Below are 18,612 nucleotides of genomic sequence, written 5' to 3'. Positions count from 1 at the left end.
AGCTATGAATGTAAAAGAAACAATCAGGGACAGAATACCACGATTCTCAAGAAGACATACTCGATTGCTTACATAATCCAACTTAGTTTTGTGACAATAGCGATGATTGCTTTTTGTTCGCAAATATAGGTCAGGGAGGGGAGGGGTCACCGCTCTTGACCTTTATTTTTCGGGGATTACCCTGCTCACATATGATGAGTTTATTAATCTCTGCCGAGAGCTTGAATGCCGATGCACCGAGGGCAAGATTGAGGCCGTTGTTGAACTTTGTGGCAGAAGACTCTCTCAAACCAAACAATGTCATCGCCGTTACAAGTGAAAATGCATAAGGGAATTAATTCCAGTGTCGTCACCTGTTTGTTTACTGTTAGGAATCCGGACTGCATGTAAGCAGTACTTTGTTGAGTGCCGGGGTTTGAATGTTGAAACGATGGGCTGTTTCAAGAGCCCGCCTGAGCCGATCTGGTGCGGATCGGCCCCTGCATTTATGGTCGGGGTCAGCTGTAAGTGCCTTTGTCAAACTATTGAAAAGTTGTTTGCCGTCAAGTTTGCAATGGGTCAGTGACTCTTGAATGGCGACTACGTCTCTGAAAACTTCTTCTGCAAAGTCACGGTGCCTTTCGAGCAGTTGACCAGTTGTTCCACCCACTGCAAGCCCAGCGATATTTATCGTGAAAACAAAAAGGTTTTTCATAACCAGGGCGTTAGTTAGCTCTGTTGGGCTGGACAGGATAGTTGTCGGAATTTCCTCTGTGGCCAAGGCTGCAGAAAGTATATCTGCCTTTGGGCCGAAGATCGGGGAGGGCAATAATATCTTAACCTCCCGGCCTTTTTTCTTTTCAAACCAGACCGAGATTACCGTTGGATTGTTAATTCCGTGTGAAGTCCAGTCCTCCGGCAGCAATTCGTTTTGGAGAAGTGTGAGTTTTGTCTGCCAGGCCTCTGGTATAGTTTTTAGGGTGCTTGAAAAATCCTTTTCAGCAACGGCCAGAAGGACAAGGCCTGGATCCGGGTAGTTGCTGGCAGCCTCCTCTATTCTGATGTTACGGGTAACTGGGTAGACCGGGTATCCGGATCGCAAAAATCCTTTAGCAAAAACTCCAGCCATTTCGCCAAGCCCTACAATAATGATTGGTTTATGCATAACTCCTCCATGGATATAAAATCAGGCAAAATCGATGCTAGGCAAAATCGATAGTGCCACGGGCTATGGTATCATTAAAGTTGAAGGTGACATTGTCAAGTAATCGTAGTGAGTTCAGTCGATTTATGGAGGATTTTTTCTGGCCAAGGATAATCGATTGGTCTCGCGCTGAGGCATTGATCTGTCGGATTGAACTGTTTTTTGTCAGCGTTTTTCGAATTGTTTTAAAATAGGCTCGGGAAAGCACGAGTTCCCCTAGCGCTGGGTGATAAGGCCCGGCAATAACGCTGGCTTCAAGCGCTCTGGATGGCTGTAGTCCCATCCGAATAACGGAAATGTTACTTTCTTCAAGCACTGTTTTGATGCGTGAACATAAGGCAATGGCCTTATGGAGTGAGAGCGGCCGATACTGGCCGTTTGTATACATTGACTCCAGGGCACTGCCTTTGAGCACCAGGGCGGGGTAGAGTCTGGCGAAATGTGGGCCGAGTTTGGCCAGATACTTTGCGCTGTGAATTGCGCTTTTTGTTGAATCTCCGGGTAGTCCCAGCAAGAGTTGGGCTCCGACCCTGAAACCGCCTTTTTTTAAGATATGAAGGGCTGTTTCAACCTGTCTGGTTGTATGACCACGAAAATTGGCATCAAGAACGATTTGATTAAGCGATTGCACGCCAATCTCAACAGTGTCGACATTGTACCGTTTGAGGAAAATGGCAGTGTGATCGGTAATATAATCAGGTCGAGTCGATATTCGGATTGAGGTAACCTGGCCCCGATTAATAAATGGTTGAACCGCTTCAAGAAGCTCTATCTGACGGTTTTCGGGAAGGCCTGTGAAACTGCCGCCATAAAAGGCAACCTGTGTAATGCTGTTTTTCTTTGAGCGCTGCAGCCAGGTGGCGATTTCATCAACAACTTCTTGAGCGCTTAATGCATGAGAATAAAGTTCCTCTGTACCGGTAACCGGCGCCTGGTTGCAGAAGGAACAACGGTGTGGGCAACCCTGATGGGTTATAAATATTGGGATAATTAATTGAGACATTGTTGGTCAGGCATTGAAAACGGAGACAGCAAGTTCGGCAGCCTTTTGTTCAGCGGCTTTTTTACTTTTGGCTGAAGCGGTGGCCAGGACGTTACCAAGAAAAAAAACGGAGACTGTAAATGTTTTATCGTGGTCGGGGCCTTCCGTTTTTTCGAGAATATAGGTTGGCGTATCGTTGTGTTTTTGCTGGGTGAGTTCTTGTAACAGGCTCTTTGCATCTGCTTGTTTCAGTGATCGGTGAGTAGGCCCGATTTTTTTGCTGAAATGATGTTCTGCCAGTTTGCAAACCGTATTGAAATCACTGTCGAGGAATAAGGCGCCCAGCACTGCTTCGTAGGTACTTGACAAAATAGATGCTTTTTTGTTGCCACCACTTTTTTTCTCGCCTCTGCCGAGCAAAATGCAATGCTCAAGTTCAAAATCCTTAGCCATTTTTGCCAGGTGAGTTTCGTTGACTAAGGCCGCTCGTAATTTGCTGAGTTCTCCTTCATTCATGTCCGGATAGGTTTTGATCAAGAGAGAGCTGATAATAAGGTCGAGGACGGCGTCACCGAGAAATTCAAGGGTCTCATTGTCTTGCAGGTTTAGCTCTGTGTTCTCATGGGTAAATGAACGGTGACAGAGGGCTTTTGCAAGCAAAGAGAGGTCTGAAAAGTTGTATTTGAGGCAACTTTGGAGTTTGGAGAGATTAGAGGCGTTAGCCTCTATTAATTGCTGTAAATCATTCATTTTTCACTTGTCAAAAGAGTATTCTGCGTTTATGGTAGCGATCAAGTTTGATGTGTGTTTGGCGGCGTAGCCAAGTGGCTAAGGCAGAGGTCTGCAAAACCTTTATTCAGCGGTTCGACTCCGCTCGCCGCCTCCAAGTTTGTAAAGGCTTTCAGTGATAATCACTGAAAGCCTTTTTTTTGTTTTTGGGTTGCACAATTTTGGGAAAGTGTAACACTCATTGAAACTTTTTGCCAAAGTTTTGCTGCTCAGCCATGTGCCTGGCTATCATTTCAGTTGTGATCGATTCACCTTCTGTTGCCAGTAAGGAACTTGTTGGGTAGTTCTTCTGCTGTCAACTTCCATCGGGCCTGCTGCTGGCTTAATGGTACCTACCCATTGTTTGAGGCTGTGGTTTTGAACCGGCAGGATTGTTTCTTGAGTGATTTGAGGTTCCGCCGAACTCTGATTGCTGTCCTCTGCGGTAGCCTGGTTGTTTTGAGAGAATGACAAGTTAGGTGCACTGATACACAGAAAAAAGCCAACGTATACCGCCCAATATCTTTTCTTCATACTTTCCTCTCTGCTCACACAGGGCGAGCTTTTGCGTTACCAACGAAAATGCTTTTTAGGGGCTCCTCTTCTAATGTTTGATTATTCACATTTCTGTATTTTTTTTTTTACTTTTAAAAACACCGGCGGACTATCGTTATTTACTGGTAGTAGGTCGTGTTTATTTTTGCAATAATATCATTTAGTTAGCACTTTTTTTGAGATTACGGTATTCGCCAAAAATATGCAATATATATTCATTAAGCGATTCGGCCATGGATTATTATTCGCGTTTGACATGGGATAACGGAGTTTGTAGTATCGTAGCAAAAGGAGTATGAACTTGGGTTGCTCTGTGCTTTATTGATGGGCATGGTTAATCCCAAGCAGAGTGAGACTCGAAAATTGAGGTGAATCAAGATGAATCCTAAACTGGAAGCTATTTTTTCAAGACGAAGTGTTCGAAAGTACCAGGATAAAGCAGTTCCTGACGAGATGATTACGGATCTGCTTGAGGCAGCGATGGCTGCCCCGTCAGCTGTTGCCAAAGACCCGTGGCATTTTGTTGTTGTGAAAAAAAAAGAGACATTGAATGCCATTGCTGATGTTCTACCCAGTGCCCAAATGCTGCGGCAGGCTACTGCAGCAGTTATTGCCTGTGGAGACATCAACAAGGCTAACATACAGGCTGAATCCTACTTGCTGCAGGATGTTAGCGCTGCGGTAGAGAACATTCTTATCGCGGCAAATATCCTGGGTCTTGGGACATGCTGGTTGGGCATTCACCCCAGACAGGACCGTCTGGCTGGAATTAACAACATTTTTAACTTCCCAGACACTGTTATACCGATGTGTGGTATTGCAATTGGCTGGCCGGCAGAACAGCCGAAGCCTCGTACTCGCTACAACAGAGAGAGGGTGCACCTGGAAAAATGGTAAAATTAAAATTCCGGTACAGCTGGAATACGCCAGCAGACAAAAAAAAGGGCCTTGGCTGAAATCAGCCAAGGCCCTTTTGCGTAACTATAGTCTGAACTAATTATTAAGAGGATCCGTAACTATGCAAACCTGAAAGCCAAAAATTAACGCCGTAATAGGTGAAAAGAACACTTAAGAGACCGAGGATTGCAATCCAGGCGATACGCTTACCGCCCCAGCCCTTTGTGAAACGGGCGTGTATGGCTGCTGCATAAATGAACCAGGTGATCAGAGACCACGTTTCCTTAGGGTCCCAACTCCAATAGGTTCCCCATGACTCGTTTGCCCAGATGGCGCCTGTAATAATACCAGCGCTCAGCCAGACAAAGCCAAAAACGATACACTTGTAAATAATATCATCAAGTATGCGAAGACTTGGCATCGAGGCTATCAGGCCACCCACCTCAGCTTTTTTACCTTTGTTCGACTCCTCACTGCGGTTTTTAACCAGATACATAATGCCAATTCCACAAGCGACAGCAAAGGCCGCATAGCCTACAAAACAGGTCATTACGTGAGCCAAAAGCCAATTGCTCTGCAATGCAGGAACAAGGGGTGATATCTCTGAGCTGATCTCTGGGGCAAAAGAGGCATAGGCCATGCTAAAAAAGGCAAAAGGCACGGCAAAAGCGCCTATGGTTCGATTTTTAAACTTCCACTCAAGCCAGAGGTAGAAGATACCCGTGGTCCAGGAAAATACAACCAGGGATTCATACATATTAGACAGAGGTGCGTGGCCGTAACCCATCTGATAGGATTCAATCCAGCGCAGGGCCAGTCCGGTGGTCTGCGCCAGAACGGCGCCAACTGTCATAAGGGTGGCAATAATTCCAAGTTTTTCGGCACGAAAAATAAAGAGCCCAATGTAAACAAAAGACGCAAATAAATACGCCATCGTTGTAAATCCAAGTAGCTGGCTGCTGTTCATAATCTTTCCTTTTAGTTTATATTATGAGTTTTTCAATTCAATTAAAGAGCTGCCTTCAAACTCTTCGTACAATGCCGTCATGTTATTCTCAAAACCAATTTTGTTCTTATTACTTAATCCTGCTACTAAAATGTTGGTTTTATCAGAATCATCTTTTGAGATGAAAACCCACACTCTGCGGTGTGAAAGATAAAAAATAACGACAAGGCCAATAAGCATCAATGTGCAACCTATATAGACAGTCCAGACGCCGGGGTCTTTAACAACCTGAAGACCAGTGGCAAACCGAGGTTTGACTGAAAAAGAGTAGTTTGTTTCCGGCCTCTTAACGGTAACTACGGTTCCTTCATTTGCCCAGAACTCTGATGGGCCGGCCTTACCGTCTGAAAACCAGATTTTATAGCGGTACTGTCGCCTCATGTCTGGGCCGGATATGTTAGTGATGCCAAAGGTAACACCTTCTTCACGCCATTTTTGTTCACGTCGTGGCACAAGAGTAAAGAGCTGATCCTTATTTGTACTGTCATTGGTAATGCGAGCCGAAAACTGACCCTCGATTGCCTGATAGCTTGATTGGTAAAATGTCAGGCCTTTGTACTGTAGAGGGTGGTTGACTTCAATAGTCTGAGTGAACGATGAGTTGTCATCATTAGTTACAGTCAGTTTTGATATGTAATCTCTAACCATGCCTGTATCATAATAGGTCATGTCAAACTGGTCGCACCTTACCGTAAAGCCATCTAAGGGAATCGGCTCGTGGGCATCAGTGGAGGCGTATACTTTATCCGTTGAACTGCCCTCAGGAAGCAAGACACTGGCCTTAAAACCAAAAAAATTACCGATCAGAGAGCCTACAAAAATGACTAGGATACTAACATGGACAATTATTACGCCGAGGCGTGTCCATGCCCCTTTTTGAGAAAACAAAAGAGTTCCGCCATCTTTCTCGGCTGATTGCGTCTTCCAGCCGGCTTTTTCCATGATTTCCTGAACAGTGGTTATTGCTAGTTCCGGAGCACCTTGTAATGAATAGTTTTTACGCTCAGCCATCTTTTGTAAGCGATCAGCAGTGGTGGTGGCAAGGTTGTCTAAAACAACTATTTTCCAAATGTGGGGAAGGCGTTCAATCGTACAGACAACGAGGTTGAGCGAGAAGAGAATCAGCATGCCTGTGAACCACCAGGATGAGTACATATCGTCAAAGGCAAGCATTTTAAATGCTTTCGCCAGGCCGGGGCCGTATAGCTCAATATATTTCGCTGGCGTATCGTTTTGGGGGACGAGTGTGCCTATGATTGATGCCGCAGCAAGGATAAATAGCGTAAAGAGAGCTAGTTTAACCGAAGCAAAAAAATTCCAAACTATGTTGCCCTTTTTCTTTTCCATAATAGGGGTGTTATCTCCTGGTTCGTAATTTGACAGTCATATTCCCAAAAAAAAACCGCCAAGAACTCACGGCAGGTTTCTTTTGATTTCTAATACTGGTAATTGATCAACGTATGTAAAATAATTTGCTAGTCAAGTTTCATTAATACTAAGTCTTTTTTATTAATTTTCAAATGAAAATATTGAAATAATTGTTTTATGCCTCAACTGCAGCTAGTCACCACCCATCTCTTCGAGCAGCCTGTCGATATCATCCTGACTGGCTTCTCCGGAGTCACTGCCTTTTGCTGGTTCTGGCGGTTTTGGTTTGGCAGCTTCGATTTTCTCTTTTATCTGGGTGCTGAGGGCTACTACACTTTCGTTGCCGGCAGCAAGACCGTTCTCGAAAGAAAGGCTTGAATCACTGGCTTTTTGAGCCAGCATGGCTGAGTAGAGAGTTGATGTTTCCTTTATTTTGTACCACAGGGTATTTTTAAAATCCGCACCACCGTCAAGGCTGCCGCTTTTGGCTAGAAGCGTTGCGTCATAGACAATACTGCCGGTAATGGTTATGGCATCGTTAATAGTGTCAGAAAGGTCACTGTCGATCGACGCATCTGCTGGTTCATCGGCGCCAGTGGAACCGGCCCCAGCTTTTTTCACAAGACTTATGCACTCACTGAGAATTGTGGCAAGTTCATTGTCACCCGCTGCCGACTCGGCAGCTGCTTCGTCAGCCGGGGCGTCATCTTCTGCACCTTCAGCTGCAATCTCAACTTCCTCTGTAGGGGGAACCTCAAGAGGTAAAAACTGATCGAGGAAAATCTCTGATTGCTGCTGGTCCATTTTTTTTAAAAGATTGATTACAGCCTTGTCAGAACAGGCTTTAGCCAAGGAGCGGTATATATCAGACATGGGGATGTTGAAAAAACCATCGTCATTAGTGTAGCCGCTTACTTTCGGGCTCATCTCATTGTAAAAGGTGTCTTTTGAGAAAAGCGTTTCTGCTTTTTCACGGGCACTTTGTATGTGTGTTTTAACTGTTTCATTGGTGCAGAGTTCATACATGGTCTGGAAAGTTGCATCGATATCAAATAGGTGTCGGGTTATTTTTTGGGATGCAACGGCTGGGGCTGCTTTACTTGCTTTAGCAACACTTTTCTCGCTGCCACCAGCAAGTTTTCTTGCTTGGCCTAGTTTTGCTGCCAATTCAGTCATAACAGCACTTGAGACACCACTTTTACCGCTGCTCTTTCCACCACTTCCAGCTAGAAGCTTTTTGGCAGAGATAAGCACAGTGTTCAAGTCAGTCGCCATTGTTGCAACATCTTTTACGCCTTCAGGGGTTTTGTCGCCACCGATTTTGTCCCCCAGACCATCAGCAAGTTTCGATAAATCTGTAGTGAGTTTTTCGGCAGTTTTTTTATAAAAATCATCTGTGCTCTGCGCTGGTTTTGATGCCGGTTGCGGGGTTGGAGTCTCTGGTTGTGCAGCTGGGACTTCTTTCTCGACCTCAACTATCTTTTCAACCTCAACAATTTTTTCGACAACACGGGTTGTGCTGGAGTGCTCTGACTCAAGAACCGTGATGTTAAATATGAGATTATCAGTTGGAATCCTGAAAAACCCGCTGCATACTTCCAGGTTGACTTCAGTTTTCTTAGTTTCGGCCATGGGTCTCTCCAAACTGTAAATTTAAAAATTTTAATAAATTACGGTGTTAACGCAGCCGTCCGGTGAATCGGAGACCGATCTCATATCTGCCCGTTGCTTCCTTGCTTTTAGAACACCACATTACAGCGCCGATGGCATTCAGGTTGCCCACATCGTTATCATTTCCTGTTCTGATCCAATCATCATCCTTCTCCGACCAACCAGTGAAATGAAGTTCGATAACGAGCTGCTCATTTTTGGGAAGCGGCTCGTCGGTTAAAAACCTGATACCGCCTCCACTGAAGTCGCAGAGTTCAGCCGCCTTCATCTCGCCTTGGGAGGCAAGATGTTGCAGGGGCTGATACCGGATAGTTGATGTGCGGTCCAGGCGACTGTGCTGCCGCCGTTCGTCTTCTTGCACTGCACTGCTATGTTGACTGTTTTCAGTCATAATGAGTTACCTCTGCATAAAAATTTTTCTATTTATACTGTTCTACCCATATTTCGAATAAAAAATCAAATTATTTATCTTTGATTTCAGGTCACTACTGCATCTGCTGGGTTTTGGCCTGCAAGTAGATAAGCGAATAAAGTGAGATTTCGTCACATATTTTGAATATTTTTGGCCACGCAATACACGGGAACACTCAAAAAAAACGTAACGTATAGGTCAATAGGCTACAGCTTTTATTTAAGAAATGGCAGAAGTTTCTTGAATTCTGGTGTGCCGGCTTTTTGAAGTAACTCGTAAATTATCAGCTCAGTATTGGCAATGATGCCGCCAATCTCTCGAATTCGTGAGAGGCCGGTTTCATAGTTTTCTTTTGTTCTCGATGAGACGGCATCGGCAGGTACCCATACATGAAAATCGTTAATGAGAGCGCCGAGAACAGTTTGGTAAATGCATATGTGGGTTTCGACCCCGCAGACAATCAGGGTGTCTACGCCATTCGCCAAAGTGTTAACAACCTTTTTAACCTCCTGGCTGTTAAAGCAGCTAAACTCCATTTTGTCTGTTATTGGCAAGGAGCCAAGCTCTTCGGTGATTTCAGGTAGAAGCGGACCGATTTTCTCGGCATACTGTGTGGTGGGAATAATAGGGATGTCGAGTGTTTTGGCTGTTTTTATAAGCAGTACCGAGTTTTTGGTAACGCGCTCTTTTTCATTGATAACACGCATCAGACGATCTTGAATGTCAACCACCATCAAGGCGCATCGAGAGGGATTAAGATAGTTTAGAAACAAAGTGGACCTCCTTTTCAGTATGTTGCAAGGCTACCAAAAAATTCGTTTTTACGAATGCATCATTATTAGTTATGTAATATATAAAGGCAATAAACTGCAAGTAATCTGTACTTGAGAATAATGTGTCAATCTAAGGATCCGAAAAATATGCACTATTTGCGCGTGATAGATGTGTTCAAAACTAAGCCTGTAGGCTTAAAGGTCGAAATTAAGGGCTGGGTAAAGTCTTTTCGAAGTTCAAAAAATGTATCGTTTGTCGATATTAATGATGGCTCCTGTCTGAAAGGGATTCAGGCGGTTATTGACGATGCCGCCTCAGGGGCCCATGAGGCGCTAACGAAGCTTGCTACCGGTTGTTCCGTACTGGTTAGAGGAACTCTGGTTGACTCTCCGGCAAAGGGACAGGAGGTTGAGCTCCAGGTTGAATATATTGAAGTTATTGGCGAGTCACCGGACAACTATCCCCTCCAGAAAAAAAGACATAGTTTCGAATTCTTGCGGGAAATAGCACATTTGCGGGCACGAACAAATAGTCTGGGGGCTGTTTTCCGGGTCAGGAGCGCCTTATCGTTTGCGGTTCATAATTTCTTTAATGAACGGGGCTTTGTTCATGTCCACACGCCGATCATCAGCACAGGAGACTGCGAAGGAGCAGGGGAAACATTTACAGTTACTGCGTTTGATCTGAAGAATGTGCCACTAGAAAAAGGCGCCGTGGACTGGCGAAAGGATTTTTTCGGCGAGCAGGCAAACCTAACGGTCAGCGGTCAGTTAGAGGCGGAGGCCTATGCCCTGGCCCTGGGCAATGTCTATACCTTTGGCCCAACATTCAGGGCGGAGGACTCCAATACGAGCCGTCATCTGGCCGAGTTCTGGATGGTGGAGCCTGAAATGGCTTTTTGTGACCTGACGGCGGATATTGACGTTGCCGAAGAGTTTCTAAAGTATCTGATTGGTTATTGTATCAGCTACTGTGAGGAAGATATTATCCTCTTTGGGGAGTTTATCGATACAACCTTACTTGGCCGACTTGAGTTAGTTTTGTCAAAGCCTTTTGCCCGGATATCATACACCGAGGCTATTGAAATATTAAACAAGGCAAAGGTTGATTTCACCTACCCAGTGTTCTGGGGAGTTGACTTGCAGTCTGAACATGAGCGTTATTTGGCGGAGCAGGTTTTTGAACTGCCAGTTGTTTTGACCGATTATCCCAAGGAGATAAAACCATTTTATATGCGTGCCAACAACGATGGCAGGACGGTGGCGGCCATGGATATTCTTTTTCCCGGTATCGGTGAAATGGTTGGCGGTAGTCAGCGAGAAGAACGGGTTGAAGTCTTGACCGAACGGATGGAGGCCTTGGCAATGGATCTGTACCAGTATCAGTGGTACCTGGATTTACGACGCTACGGCAGCGTTCCCCATGCCGGTTTTGGCCTTGGCTTTGAACGAATTGTGCAGTTCTGCACCGGAATGAAAAACATTCGAGATGTTATCCCTTTCCCGCGTACTCCTGGATCTGCGGGCTTTTGAATTACCTGAACGCTTCATGTTACTGTCGATGGCTGTAGGTTTATTCGCCAGTGCCGCCAGCCGCAGTTGCCGGCGGCTGGTGATTGTCTTTTCCACCAAATAATCTGCCGATAAATGAAAAGAGTTTCTTGACCGCACCCCATACCTTGGGCAGCAGCCAGATAAGCAGCAGGATAAAAATCACTATAAAGACAAGGAATACGAGTGGGTGATGCAATGCCGCCCATAACCCCACGAAAACAGAGACATCTTCGCCCAGGGAGGCAAGCCAGTTGGTGAATGGCTCAGGCGAAGCGTTTATCATAACTCGTGTACCTGCTTTAGCGGCATGACTTCCGGCGGACATTCCGCCACCCATAATACCGGCGGCGACAGCCAAAGGTGCGCTGACATCACCAACGGCCCCGGCAGCCAACAAGGCGCCAGCCGGGATGCGAATAAATGTATGTACGGCGTCCCAGCCTGAATCGACCCCGGGAATTTTATCGGCTACGAACTCTACAAGGTACATTGCGCCAGCAGCGATAATGACCACAGGTTCACTGAGAACCATTAGGTCAGGAGGTAACGTGATGTTGCCGGTTGCCCCAAGGACACCCAGGGTGCATATGGCTGCGTAAAGATTGATTCCGCTGGCCCAGGCAACCCCCATGGTAAGAGAAAGTGTTGTTGCAATTGCTTGAAATTGATCCATTTCAGACTCCTTGGTTCAAAAAAGGCGGTACGTTTCCACCCATGGTATCTTATCTTTGTATCTTATCTTTTGAATAACATCTTCAAACAGAGTATCATTATTTTATCCGATATGCCACATTGATTGAAAGGTGGTATGCCTGGATACTGTCTGAAAAATTAAAACAATACGGTGAATGTTATGGGAAAACTTGGCAAGTTTTTGGCTGGTGCTTTAGCTCTTGGATTAATAGTCGTCGGAGGCTTAACAGTTTTTGTGAAGATGTATCTGACCGACGAAAAGGTTCGGGAGCTTGTCGTACCACAAGCAGAAAAGGCCTTGGGCCGTAAAGTTGCCATTGGCAACATCAGTGTTGGCCTGTTGAGCGGTATCTCTATTGCTGATTTCTCAGTTGCAGAGGCCGACGGGAAAAATGAGTTTTTGTCTGTTGAGGAGTTTATAATTGCCTATAAACTGTTTCCACTTTTACAAAAAGAGGTTGTTGTCAGTGAAATCAAATTAGTGAAGCCGAGTGTCACTGTTCTGCGTGACAAGATGGGGCAATTCAATTTTCAAAATCTTAAAATTCTTGCCGGAAAAGCTGAAGAGAAAGCAGAGATTCCTACGGAGGCTAAGGCAGTTGCCTTACCGGTTGCCCTGACGGTTGATAGCATAAAAATTGTGCAGGCCAACTTAAAGGTCAGGGATGAAAAGGGGGAGTTACCGGATATTGATGTTGTGGCTGATATGTCGGTTGCAGTGAAATTAGCAAATAGTCTTGCTTCATTAATGTACAATGGTCAGCTGGCCATGACGGTAGATGCAAAATATGGTGATATCTCTCCCAATGTTAAGGTTGAGGCAGTTTTTGACCCGTCAGTTCTTACATATACCGCTAATGCGCTTGTGGGAGAGGAACGACTGAAAGTGACAGGCACAGTGCGCGATTACCTTGATAAACCACATGTCATTTTGAGCATTGTCAGTGAGCAACTGAACCTGGACTATCTGGCAGCTCTTGGGGCGGCATTGCCTCAGGCAGAGAAAAATGGGCAGAAGAAAAATGCTAAGCCGAAAGCAAAAGCCGCGACTAAAGGCGCAATTGCTGACAGTTTGCCACCTGGTCTGAGTGTTGATGGAACAGTGTCTGTTGCTAACTCGATGTATAAAAAGCTGGCAATTAAGGATTTTTTTCTCAAATTTGCTCTCAAAGACGGGCTGCTAACCGTTAACGATCTGAAGGCTAAAACTGCCGGCGGGTCGGTGGACAGTAGCATGAAGGTTGATCTGACCAAGCCGGATTTGGTTTATGACGGTAAACTGACTGCTCAGGCGCTCAATGTGACTACTGTGGGTAATGGCCTTGGACAAGAATTTGCTAAGATGGTAAGTGGAACATTGGCCTCGTCGATAAGTTTTGCCGGCAGTGGAATGGATGCCGACACCATTAAGAAAGCGCTTACTGCAAACGTTGAGTATTCACTTCTTAACGGTCAGATCTCCAATACACAAATCACTGACTCAATTGCGTCATTACTTAAAGTTCCGGAATTAAAAACCATCGCCTTTAGCGATTTTTCCGGTGCTCTCGAACTCCTCAAAGGGGGAACAGTTCAAATTAATACTGGGCTTAAAGGGAATGACCTGTCTGCTTCGACCAAAGGAACATTTGATCTGGATGGTAACCTCAACTTGCCGGTAAATGTAACACTTCCCAAGGAACTCATGGCAAAAATTGATAGCGGTGGTCAATTAGGTAAACTGCTAGCCGCAGAGGACGGAAGCTTCAATCTAACTCTTAATGTGTTGGGAAATTACCTGAATCCAAAGGTCTCACTGGATCAGTCCTCCGTTAATGAAAAAGTTCAAAAGGCCGTCACCAATAAGGTTATGCAGGAGGTTGAGCGATCATTGCTAAAAAATTCTGCCGATGGTGAATCGCAAGTGCCGCCGGAAGTTGAGACCCAGGTTAAAGGGTTGTTGAAAGGTCTTTTTGGCAAGTAGTATCGCAAGCTTTCAAGTTTGCACGAACCACGTAAACTGATAACTTCTGTCTAGAAGTTGAGGTCTGTCCGGTCGTCGCTGAGTGTGCTTTGGTTGAATCAAATAAAGCAAAGGGCCTGCGGGTAATACTCCCAGGCCCTTTGTTGTCTCTCTCGTGGTTTTTTTATACGACGAGGGGCAGGCTTATTAGCGTGTGAGGCGTAATTGCTTTTTTTTGTCCTCTCGGAGTTTGTGATTCTTCCCTACCATTTTTTACGGCAATTGTGCCGCCAACCATGGTGCTTAACTCTCTGATCATCTCATTAAGCAGGCTTACCTGTTTTTCCAGGTCTTGGGCCGTTTCATCGAAGGCGGAAGCTTCACCTGCGTTTTGCTGCACCAACCTGTCCTGATCGGCCACGGCTGTGTTAAGTTGTGAAAGGCCTTTGGACTGCTCTCCCGATGCTGTGGCAATTTCATCAACGATATTAACAGCTTTTGAAATCTGTTCACGCATGGTGGTGAAGGTCTCACTAACCTCTTTGCTTAGCAAGGAGCCCTGCTTGACCGTTTTCACCGTCTGTTCAATAAGAGTTTCTGAGTTTTTTGAGGAATCGGCTGCGCGCATGGCAAGGTTTCGCACTTCGTCAGCTACTACGGCAAAACCAGCGCCAGCCTCACCGGCTCGTGCTGCTTCAACGGCAGCATTCAATGCCAGCAGGTTGGTCTGGAAGGCAATGTCGTCAATTGTCTTGTTGATTTGTGAGGTCTGTGCGCTGGCCCTTGAAATCTCATCCATGGAAGCAACCAGTTGAGTCATCAGAAAATAATTAGGAAAATAATTAGGGTCAGAGTAAGAAAATAATTAGGGTCAGAGTAAAATTAAAATCTCTCTTTCCGCCATCCTACCGGCCGCCCCCGCTTTTTATTCTTTAATCGTCTTCCGGTTAAGGCCCTATCTCTTCTTTGAATCGATTACTACCAACTGCCATTCCTTTGCAAGTATTATCCCTTATCTCTTCCAGTAATTCTCCCTCAACATCGTATGTAAAAAGCTCTCGATACAATCTCTGTCGGGAATAATGTAATTAGGAATGTAATTAGTGCCAGACCGAAAACCACCCCAACTGACAAAAAACCTACTTCTATTTTAGCATTACATTAAATAGGTGTGGGGTCGATCTTATAATTTAATTTTCAATTCGCGTCTGTGTATGTTTTGCCCTGTTTTTAGACGCAGTTACCCACCGGTGTTTGTATTTCTTAAAGTGATTTCGCCTAAGCGGCTAGTTTTAATTCAAGAGCTTTGCGCTCTCTTTGCTGGACCACCGCCCCAAGTTTCTGTAGGTTCCTGCCTAATACAGCAAGAGCCACATATCGTTTAAATCCCTTTAGCCCACGATCAAGGCACCGATCTAACCCATGAACCTCGAGTGCATTAATTCCAGACTCTACAGCAGAGTGTTGGTGGCGCAACCGAATAAATTCTTCCGAATGTTCATGGGCTTTTTCAACAACAGAGAGCTTTCCTTTTTTTGGAAGTACTACGAAATCCAATATTTTTCTTAACTCAATTTGGTTTGTTGGAGTATAAAAACCCTTATCAAAGCTACAGATGCGTAATTTAGGAAAACGGGACTGGGCTTCCTTAACCATTGATACCGTTATCTTGTCATCGGTTTGATTTTGCATTACTTGGTGGTGAAGTATAAACCCGAACTGATCTTCAAGAACACACACTTTTAAGCCAAGCTCCACCGGCACACCTGCCTTGCCTTTGCTGATCCATTCTGTGTGTTCTTCAAATATTGAGAATACTTTTTCGTTGTGAGGAATGTTCTCGCCATTAATCACCCGACGACGTATTTGGTCTATTTGTCGTTCCACATGGCAAATATACATTTTTATCTCAGCAACCGCTTCTAATGCGGCAAACCCACCACCTTTGATGCTTGTAAGAGTTTCTTGTACTTTTCTCAGACAAACTTCTACACCTTCGATATAGGCTTGATTGGCTTCTTTGATTTGATCATCTCGTTGGTCTTTCTTTTCAGAGTTCTTTGAGTTTGACCGACGGATTTTTCTGACAATTGTGAATAACGCCTTTACATTACGCACATGTTTTTTATTTTGACGCCAACCAGATATTCCGAAAACAGAACAAAGAACGGCTGTCAATTTAATCACTTTGCGAATTGCATCAAAAAGAAGATTTGCATCTGTAGGATAATGAACATTGGTTTCGACTACAAAGGAGTCACAACGGCCTTTTAGGTCTTCGTCTTTTTTTTTAACCAGATTATGTCCTTCTCTGATTACAACTTGATTTATCTCGTCAAGGAGTTCCGGTGTAAGCAGGTGCACATTATCTTTCAATGTTTGCAGTTTGTATTCATAGTCCGCATCCACAACACCGTGGCCTAGCATTTTCCTGATTGTCTTGTGGTTGTTGGCCATTTCATGAAGACGATCATAGTCCCAGTTTAGATTGAGCCGCAATACTCCAAGAACAAGAATCTTCCATAGATCCATCCCAGGTCGCCCGTTTTTTTGATCAACGCCTGAGTTAATATTTCTCTGTAGGATACCAAGAATTTGATCAAAAGATTCTCGTTGAGTGTAAATGTGTTGCAATCCTAAAAGTAATTGAGGAATATCATCACGAGATTTAACATTAATGTAGATGTCTTCGATGGGAGTTTGCCCAAGCTGAAATTGTGGATTATATGTTTTTCTCATTGGATTCTCAAAGTGAAGATTTCAGGGAAATGATACTTGCGCTTCGTTTCTGCCCCTACTGCTATTCACAAAAAACATAACATAATCAGCTAGATATGTCAGCACTAATGTCCTGAAGATCGAAATTTTTTGTTGTTATAAAAACATAATTCTGAAATCTTCAAATCTGAAAGCGTCAACCAACACCAATAAAAACGGCTTGTTATCAGTTACCGTTCAAGCACTATCTAATTAAGGTTACCAATTAATATAGTAGGATGCAACGAATGGTTTAATGATTGTTGCGCTTAGGCAAAGTGCTGGCCGTTTGTCTTTTCTAATGTTTTCAACGTGGAGGTACTATGTATAGTCCGATAATTGGCACGTTGGGATTTGTTCTCTCTGAGGACAGGCGTCAGACGCTTCTTGTGCATCGGGTTGCGCGAACCAATGATGCCCATTATGGCAAGTTTAATGGTCTGGGAGGTAAAATGCTTCCTGCTGAGGATGTGGTGACTTGCATAAAAAGGGAGATCTATGAAGAGGCCGGTGTTCAGTGTGAGGAGACCCTGCTGCGCGGAACAATTAACTGGACAGGCTTTGGTCCCGATGGTGAAGATTGGCTTGGGTTTATTTTCCGCATTGATAAATTCAGCGGGACACCATTTTCAGGCAATGAGGAAGGGCCACTGCTTTGGAAGGCGATAGCATCCCTGGATACTTTGCCAATGTGGGAGGGGGATCGGTATTTTTTGCCACTGGTTTTTGATGCTGACCCGAGAGTTTTTCACGGCTATATGCCTTACGATAACGGAACTCCTGTCGGTTGGAGTTATAGCCGGATATGAGGGGTTTAGCCTGTCATGAGACATAAAAAAACCTGAACCAAAACTGGCCCAGGTTTTTTTGTCATTGAATCTCCCCGACCGGGAGAGTTACGCTTTATCAGCCGCAGTCCGCAGCGTCGTAAGGGTCGTATGAGTTGGCGGCCTTTGCGAAGAGGTAATCATTAAGGCGCATCAACTGCTCTGCTTCAATGGCGTCCCAATAGCCTTTCTGTGCACACTCAGGGTAACGGGTGGCGAAAACCCGGTTCCAGGCTTTCATCGTTTTGGATTCAGTATGAAGAAAAGAGGCGCCTTTGTCGTTGCCTGTGTAATGACAATTTTTGCAGGAGTTCTCAAAGGCCTTGTAGCCATCCCATAAGGTGTTTTGCGTGAAAATACGGCACATCTGTGTTGCCTCATCCAGTCGTTTCCGTGGACTTGAACCCACCTCTGAAATGAAAAGTAAGACCAGTGTTCCACACGCAATCAATATCCCAAACTTTTTCATGTTAGTTCATCTCCTTAAAATAGTGTGACACGTTGTGGTGCTTTATCGTTAACAGACAGTGGGGCTTTTTCGGTGAGATGTCAAGCCTTCCTGGAGAAAGAATTGTCTTCGTGGTATGGGTTGTGTCCCTGTAATTGAGCAATAAAAACCGAATAGCCTAGAAAAAAGACCTGTGATCCAAATGGTGTTGACCACAGCAAGGTGTTTATTTTCAGCTTTTATCTATTGGTCATTTGAGTGTGAAACAGCTTTCCTTGCTTGACTTCCTTGCACTAAAGCAATATTAAGTGTTGTTTAATTGTGGGCTGTTTGCGTGAGTGGTCAGCCTGCCAACTCTGTATAATAGGAAGCAATGGAAGATTCTAGAGTGTCATATCCCCCTGAGGTTCAGATTGTTCATCTGGGTGAGCGTGAAATAGTGCTTGTCGGGACAGCGCATGTCTCCCAAGAGTCGGCAGACCTGGTTCGTCAGGTGATAGAGACCGAAAAACCTGATTGCGTTTGTGTCGAGTTGGATGCTAAGCGCTATGAGGCATTATCCCAGAAAAAACGCTGGGATACTATGGACTTAAAGCAGCTGATTAAAAAAAAGCAGCTTAGCACCCTGATTGTTAACCTGGTGTTGGCCTCGTATCAAAAAAAATTAGGCGCGCAGCTTGGAGTGGTTCCTGGCGCCGAACTCTTGGAGGCCACTAAGGTGGCCGCAGAACTGAATATTCCAGTTTCTCTCTGTGACCGTGAAGTACGTGTAACTT

General features: G+C 44.8%; 19 protein-coding genes and 1 tRNA gene. 6 read left to right on the top strand and 14 right to left on the bottom strand.

All coding sequences use genetic code 11. The features are described 5' to 3' along the window. Nucleotides 1-130 precede the first annotated feature (130 nt). The 4 genes from HQK80_07545 to rnc form a co-directional block, all read right to left on the bottom strand. Nucleotides 131-304, bottom strand: coding sequence for a hypothetical protein (locus HQK80_07545; GenBank protein MBF0222068.1), 174 nt, complete (start codon nucleotides 302-304; stop codon nucleotides 131-133). A gap of 63 nt (nucleotides 305-367) precedes the next feature. Further along, the gene (locus tag HQK80_07540; GenBank protein MBF0222067.1) at nucleotides 368-1,144 is read right to left on the bottom strand and encodes a hypothetical protein; all 777 of its coding nucleotides are present in this window, start codon (nucleotides 1,142-1,144) and stop codon (nucleotides 368-370) included. Between the two features lie 37 nt (nucleotides 1,145-1,181). Then, nucleotides 1,182-2,186, bottom strand: coding sequence for a radical SAM protein (locus HQK80_07535; protein ID MBF0222066.1), 1,005 nt, complete (start codon nucleotides 2,184-2,186; stop codon nucleotides 1,182-1,184). Between the two features lie 6 nt (nucleotides 2,187-2,192). Then, complete coding sequence (gene rnc / locus HQK80_07530; GenBank protein ID MBF0222065.1) at nucleotides 2,193-2,915, bottom strand: ribonuclease III; 723 nt, start codon at nucleotides 2,913-2,915, stop codon at nucleotides 2,193-2,195. Between the two features lie 60 nt (nucleotides 2,916-2,975). Here rnc and HQK80_07525 point away from each other — a divergent pair. After that, nucleotides 2,976-3,051: transfer RNA gene (locus HQK80_07525), tRNA-Cys, on the top strand. A gap of 131 nt (nucleotides 3,052-3,182) precedes the next feature. Here HQK80_07525 and HQK80_07520 read toward each other — a convergent pair. Then, on the bottom strand, nucleotides 3,183-3,467 hold the full coding sequence (locus HQK80_07520; GenBank protein MBF0222064.1) for a hypothetical protein: 285 nt from the start codon (nucleotides 3,465-3,467) through the stop codon (nucleotides 3,183-3,185). Nucleotides 3,468-3,866: 399 nt separating this feature from the next. Here HQK80_07520 and HQK80_07515 point away from each other — a divergent pair, with 399 nt between their 5' ends. Beyond that, complete coding sequence (locus HQK80_07515; protein MBF0222063.1) at nucleotides 3,867-4,385, top strand: nitroreductase family protein; 519 nt, start codon at nucleotides 3,867-3,869, stop codon at nucleotides 4,383-4,385. Between the two features lie 103 nt (nucleotides 4,386-4,488). On the opposite strand, the gene ccsB is transcribed toward HQK80_07515, so the two are convergent. From ccsB to HQK80_07490, 5 genes are all read right to left on the bottom strand, one after another. Next, on the bottom strand, nucleotides 4,489-5,352 hold the full coding sequence (gene ccsB / locus HQK80_07510) for a c-type cytochrome biogenesis protein CcsB (GenBank protein ID MBF0222062.1): 864 nt from the start codon (nucleotides 5,350-5,352) through the stop codon (nucleotides 4,489-4,491). 21 nt (nucleotides 5,353-5,373) lie between these two features. After that, the gene (locus HQK80_07505) at nucleotides 5,374-6,738 is read right to left on the bottom strand and encodes a cytochrome c biogenesis protein ResB (GenBank protein ID MBF0222061.1); all 1,365 of its coding nucleotides are present in this window, start codon (nucleotides 6,736-6,738) and stop codon (nucleotides 5,374-5,376) included. 213 nt (nucleotides 6,739-6,951) lie between these two features. Continuing rightward, nucleotides 6,952-8,391, bottom strand: a complete 1,440-nt coding sequence (locus HQK80_07500; protein ID MBF0222060.1) for a hypothetical protein — start codon at nucleotides 8,389-8,391, stop codon at nucleotides 6,952-6,954. Between the two features lie 46 nt (nucleotides 8,392-8,437). Further along, nucleotides 8,438-8,821, bottom strand: coding sequence for a PilZ domain-containing protein (locus HQK80_07495; protein MBF0222059.1), 384 nt, complete (start codon nucleotides 8,819-8,821; stop codon nucleotides 8,438-8,440). Between the two features lie 236 nt (nucleotides 8,822-9,057). Further along, the gene (locus HQK80_07490) at nucleotides 9,058-9,576 is read right to left on the bottom strand and encodes an isochorismatase family protein (GenBank protein ID MBF0222058.1); all 519 of its coding nucleotides are present in this window, start codon (nucleotides 9,574-9,576) and stop codon (nucleotides 9,058-9,060) included. Between the two features lie 186 nt (nucleotides 9,577-9,762). Here HQK80_07490 and asnS point away from each other — a divergent pair, with 186 nt between their 5' ends. Then, complete coding sequence (asnS, locus tag HQK80_07485; GenBank protein MBF0222057.1) at nucleotides 9,763-11,148, top strand: asparagine--tRNA ligase; 1,386 nt, start codon at nucleotides 9,763-9,765, stop codon at nucleotides 11,146-11,148. A 40-nt stretch (nucleotides 11,149-11,188) separates the two neighbouring features. Here asnS and HQK80_07480 read toward each other — a convergent pair whose 3' ends face one another. After that, complete coding sequence (locus tag HQK80_07480; protein MBF0222056.1) at nucleotides 11,189-11,842, bottom strand: DUF4126 domain-containing protein; 654 nt, start codon at nucleotides 11,840-11,842, stop codon at nucleotides 11,189-11,191. Nucleotides 11,843-12,022: 180 nt separating this feature from the next. On the opposite strand from HQK80_07480, the gene HQK80_07475 reads away from it, so the two are divergent. After that, on the top strand, nucleotides 12,023-13,825 hold the full coding sequence (locus HQK80_07475) for an AsmA family protein (GenBank protein MBF0222055.1): 1,803 nt from the start codon (nucleotides 12,023-12,025) through the stop codon (nucleotides 13,823-13,825). Nucleotides 13,826-13,988: 163 nt separating this feature from the next. Here HQK80_07475 and HQK80_07470 read toward each other — a convergent pair whose 3' ends face one another. Together HQK80_07470 and HQK80_07465 are read right to left on the bottom strand one after the other, a co-directional pair. Further along, on the bottom strand, nucleotides 13,989-14,624 hold the full coding sequence (locus tag HQK80_07470; GenBank protein MBF0222054.1) for a hypothetical protein: 636 nt from the start codon (nucleotides 14,622-14,624) through the stop codon (nucleotides 13,989-13,991). Between the two features lie 458 nt (nucleotides 14,625-15,082). Next, the gene (locus tag HQK80_07465) at nucleotides 15,083-16,543 is read right to left on the bottom strand and encodes an ISNCY family transposase (protein ID MBF0222053.1); all 1,461 of its coding nucleotides are present in this window, start codon (nucleotides 16,541-16,543) and stop codon (nucleotides 15,083-15,085) included. 341 nt (nucleotides 16,544-16,884) lie between these two features. Here HQK80_07465 and HQK80_07460 point away from each other — a divergent pair, with 341 nt between their 5' ends. Then, on the top strand, nucleotides 16,885-17,370 hold the full coding sequence (locus HQK80_07460; protein MBF0222052.1) for an 8-oxo-dGTP diphosphatase: 486 nt from the start codon (nucleotides 16,885-16,887) through the stop codon (nucleotides 17,368-17,370). Nucleotides 17,371-17,467: 97 nt separating this feature from the next. Here the strand turns inward: HQK80_07460 and HQK80_07455 are convergent, their stop codons facing one another. Further along, complete coding sequence (locus HQK80_07455; protein ID MBF0222051.1) at nucleotides 17,468-17,857, bottom strand: hypothetical protein; 390 nt, start codon at nucleotides 17,855-17,857, stop codon at nucleotides 17,468-17,470. Nucleotides 17,858-18,209: 352 nt separating this feature from the next. On the opposite strand from HQK80_07455, the gene HQK80_07450 reads away from it, so the two are divergent. Next, the coding region (locus tag HQK80_07450) for a TraB/GumN family protein (protein MBF0222050.1) at nucleotides 18,210-18,612 on the top strand (403 nt) is incomplete at its 3' end.

The organism is Desulfobulbaceae bacterium (genome assembly GCA_015231515.1).
In the GTDB taxonomy this organism is placed as follows: domain Bacteria; phylum Desulfobacterota; class Desulfobulbia; order Desulfobulbales; family VMSU01; genus JADGBM01.
The sequence above is the reverse complement of the archived record's forward strand: the minus strand, read 5'-3'. Positions and strand labels throughout refer to the sequence as shown.

What these genes read in the sequence shown, in the direction of transcription:
- HQK80_07545 (MBF0222068.1), bottom strand. Translation starts at nt 304, where the DNA reads ATGACATTGTTTGGTTTGAGAGAGTCTTCTGCCACAAAGTTCAACAAC.
- HQK80_07540 (MBF0222067.1), bottom strand. Translation starts at nt 1,144, where the DNA reads ATGCATAAACCAATCATTATTGTAGGGCTTGGCGAAATGGCTGGAGTT.
- HQK80_07535 (MBF0222066.1), bottom strand. Translation starts at nt 2,186, where the DNA reads ATGTCTCAATTAATTATCCCAATATTTATAACCCATCAGGGTTGCCCA.
- rnc (MBF0222065.1), bottom strand. Translation starts at nt 2,915, where the DNA reads ATGAATGATTTACAGCAATTAATAGAGGCTAACGCCTCTAATCTCTCC.
- HQK80_07520 (MBF0222064.1), bottom strand. Translation starts at nt 3,467, where the DNA reads ATGAAGAAAAGATATTGGGCGGTATACGTTGGCTTTTTTCTGTGTATC.
- HQK80_07515 (MBF0222063.1), top strand. Translation starts at nt 3,867, where the DNA reads ATGAATCCTAAACTGGAAGCTATTTTTTCAAGACGAAGTGTTCGAAAG.
- ccsB (MBF0222062.1), bottom strand. Translation starts at nt 5,352, where the DNA reads ATGAACAGCAGCCAGCTACTTGGATTTACAACGATGGCGTATTTATTT.
- HQK80_07505 (MBF0222061.1), bottom strand. Translation starts at nt 6,738, where the DNA reads ATGGAAAAGAAAAAGGGCAACATAGTTTGGAATTTTTTTGCTTCGGTT.
- HQK80_07500 (MBF0222060.1), bottom strand. Translation starts at nt 8,391, where the DNA reads ATGGCCGAAACTAAGAAAACTGAAGTCAACCTGGAAGTATGCAGCGGG.
- HQK80_07495 (MBF0222059.1), bottom strand. Translation starts at nt 8,821, where the DNA reads ATGACTGAAAACAGTCAACATAGCAGTGCAGTGCAAGAAGACGAACGG.
- HQK80_07490 (MBF0222058.1), bottom strand. Translation starts at nt 9,576, where the DNA reads ATGGTGGTTGACATTCAAGATCGTCTGATGCGTGTTATCAATGAAAAA.
- asnS (MBF0222057.1), top strand. Translation starts at nt 9,763, where the DNA reads ATGCACTATTTGCGCGTGATAGATGTGTTCAAAACTAAGCCTGTAGGC.
- HQK80_07480 (MBF0222056.1), bottom strand. Translation starts at nt 11,842, where the DNA reads ATGGATCAATTTCAAGCAATTGCAACAACACTTTCTCTTACCATGGGG.
- HQK80_07475 (MBF0222055.1), top strand. Translation starts at nt 12,023, where the DNA reads ATGGGAAAACTTGGCAAGTTTTTGGCTGGTGCTTTAGCTCTTGGATTA.
- HQK80_07470 (MBF0222054.1), bottom strand. Translation starts at nt 14,624, where the DNA reads ATGACTCAACTGGTTGCTTCCATGGATGAGATTTCAAGGGCCAGCGCA.
- HQK80_07465 (MBF0222053.1), bottom strand. Translation starts at nt 16,543, where the DNA reads ATGAGAAAAACATATAATCCACAATTTCAGCTTGGGCAAACTCCCATC.
- HQK80_07460 (MBF0222052.1), top strand. Translation starts at nt 16,885, where the DNA reads ATGTATAGTCCGATAATTGGCACGTTGGGATTTGTTCTCTCTGAGGAC.
- HQK80_07455 (MBF0222051.1), bottom strand. Translation starts at nt 17,857, where the DNA reads ATGAAAAAGTTTGGGATATTGATTGCGTGTGGAACACTGGTCTTACTT.